Source organism: Streptomyces sp. NPDC001027, from assembly GCF_040299045.1.
In the GTDB taxonomy this organism is placed as follows: domain Bacteria; phylum Actinomycetota; class Actinomycetes; order Streptomycetales; family Streptomycetaceae; genus Streptomyces.
This window is the reverse complement of the sequence record NZ_JBEPBI010000487.1, coordinates 1-2,554: the sequence shown is the minus strand read 5'-3', so window position 1 is coordinate 2,554 and position 2,554 is coordinate 1. Positions and strand designations below refer to the sequence as shown.

The 2,554-nt window shown below is 71.6% G+C and carries 3 protein-coding genes; all 3 read left to right on the top strand.

The features are described 5' to 3' along the window. The first annotated feature begins 237 nt into the window (after positions 1–237). The 3 genes from ABT300_RS43095 (at position 238) to ABT300_RS43085 (ending at position 2,400) form a co-directional block, all read left to right on the top strand. Entirely contained in the window at positions 238–537 is a 300-nt protein-coding gene (locus ABT300_RS43095) for a ferredoxin (RefSeq protein ID WP_306946447.1), read from the top strand. A gap of 151 nt (positions 538–688) precedes the next feature. Further along, positions 689–1,450, top strand: coding sequence for a thioesterase II family protein (locus ABT300_RS43090; protein WP_351688362.1), 762 nt, complete (start codon positions 689–691; stop codon positions 1,448–1,450). A gap of 50 nt (positions 1,451–1,500) precedes the next feature. Next, positions 1,501–2,400, top strand: coding sequence for a menaquinone biosynthetic enzyme MqnA/MqnD family protein (locus ABT300_RS43085; protein WP_351688360.1), 900 nt, complete (start codon positions 1,501–1,503; stop codon positions 2,398–2,400). Positions 2,401–2,554 lie beyond the last annotated feature (154 nt).

Here is a 2,554-nt window from a genome sequence, read left to right as displayed (position 1 = left end):
CCCCGTGGAGCGCAACACCCGCTACGAGATCATCCGCGAGTACGACGGCCCCGACCCGGCCCTGCGCGAGTCGCCGCAGCCCATGCGCGTGTGACCCGCCGGCCCGGCCGCAGCAGCCGGGCCCTTCGTGTACCGCGTGCACGACTCCCTCATGTGCGCGGTGCGTGCTCCGCTCGGTGTCGGGCGGACGTCCGCGCACCGTGTCCACACCACGACGACATGGCCAGGCAGGTGTTTATGTCCCCACGGACGACGAATGACGAGGACCTGGAAGTCTGGATCGACCAGGACCTGTGCACCGGCGACGGGATCTGCGCCCAGTACGTCCCCGAGGTGTTCGAACTGGACGTCGACGGGCTCGCCTACGTCAAGAGCGAGCAGGACGAACTGCTCCAGGCTCCGGGAGCGACGACGCGCTTCGCCCTGGATCTGCTCACCGACGTGGTCGACTCGGTCAAGGAGTGCCCCGGCGAATGCATTCACGTGCGCCGTGTCTCCGACGGGGTCGAGGTGTACGGCCCCGAGGCCGCCGACTGAGCCCTCGTCCTCGCACCCGGCCCCAAAGCGGCCGGGCTGCACCGCCCGGTGGCCGCGTCCACCGGGCGGTGGCCGGGTCGTCATCACCGGACGGCCCCGGCCGCCGCACCGCCGCGCCGCCACACCGCCACACGGGAAGGACACACGTCCGATGAGCTCCACCACCGACAACCTGTGGATCCGCAGGTTTCGGCCCTCCTCCGACGCGGCCGAGCGGCTGGTCTGCTTCCCGCACGCCGGCGGTTCGGCCAGCTTCTACGTGCCGGTAGCCGCCGCGCTCAGCCCCGGCGTCGACGTCGCCGCCATCCAGTACCCCGGCCGTCAGGACCGCCGGCACGAAGCGGGCCCCGCCTCGATCGCCGCTCTCGCCGACGAGGTCTGCGCGGTCCTCGCGGAGTGGGACGACGACCGTCCCATGACCTTCTTCGGTCACAGCATGGGCGCCTTGGTGGCCTTCGAAGTGGCGCGCCGTATGGAGCGCACCGGACCGGGCCCCGTCCGGCTGTTCGCCTCCGGGCGCCGCGCCCCTTCGCGGGTGCGCAACGAGAGCGTGCACCTGCGCGACGACGACGGTGTGATCGCCGAGCTGCGCGCGCTGGCCGGCACCGACGCCCAGGTCCTCCAGGACGAGGAGGTGCTGCGCATGGTGCTGCCCGCGATCCGCAGCGACTACCGGGCCGTCGAGACGTACCGCTGTGAGCCCGGGGCGACGGTGCGCTGCCCGGTGACCGTCCTCACCGGCGACGCCGACCCGCGTACGACGTTAGAGGAAGCCCGCGCCTGGGACGAGCACACCGCGGCCGCGACGGAGCTGCGGGTCTTCTCCGGCGGGCACTTCTTCCTCTCGGAGCGGCCGGCCGAGGTGCTGGCCGTGCTGAACGAGCACTTCACCGCCGCGGTCCCCCGGGCCTGACGGCGCGCTTCTCTGTCCTTCCCCTCGACCCGTTCCGGGAGTTGTGCACCATGACCCAGCAACTCGCGCCCGACACAGCGCGGTCGACGCCTGTGCGCCGGCGCCGGCCCCGTGTGGGCCACATACAGTTCCTCAACTGCCTGCCGCTGTTCTGGGGACTCGCCCGCACCGGGTCCCTCCTCGACATGGACCTGCACACGGACACTCCGGACGGCCTCAACGACGCGCTGGCCTCAGGCGATCTGGACATGGGACCGATCAGCCTGATGGAGTTCCTGCGGCATGCGGACGATCTGGTCGCGCTGCCCGACATCGCGGTCGGCAGCGACGGCGACGTCATGTCCTGCCTGATCGTCAGCCAGGTGCCGCTCGAGGAGCTGGACGGACAGCCGGTGGCGCTGGGGGCGACGAGCCGCACGTCGGTTCGCCTGGCTCAGCTGCTGCTGGCCGAGCGCGTCGGGGTGAACCCCGAGTACTTCGTGTGCCCGCCGGACCTGCGCACCATGATGTCCGAGGCGAAGGCCGCGGTGATCATCGGCGACGCCGCCCTGCGTGCGGCCCTGCACGAGGCGCCCCGGATGGGCCTGGAGGTGCACGACCTGGGCCGGATGTGGAAGGACTGGACGGGACTGCCCTTCGTGTTCGCCGTGTTCGCCGCGCGCCGCGACTTCCTGGCCCGCGAACCCGCACTGGTGCGCCAGGTCCACGCCGATCTGCTGGCCTCACGGGACCTGTCCATGGCGGAGATGGCGAAGGTCTGCGAACAGGCCGCGCAGTGGGAGGAGTTCGACGCCGCGACGCTCGAGCGCTACTACACCACGGCCCTCGACTTCAGTCTCGGCGCGGAACAGCTCGCCGGCATCGCCGAATTCGCACGGCGGGTAGGCGGCGGCGACGAGGGCTTCCCGCCCGACGTCACCGTCCGGCTGCTCGAACCCAACTCCCCCTGAACGCCACACGCCACCGGAAAGGCCCGGCCACCATCATGTCCCGACCCCCGCAACATCGCCTTCAGTCCGTCCTCGACCGTGCCGCCGCCGGTGGGCGGATCACCCCCGAAGAGGCTCTGGACCTCTACCGCGACGCCCCGCTGCACGCGCTGGG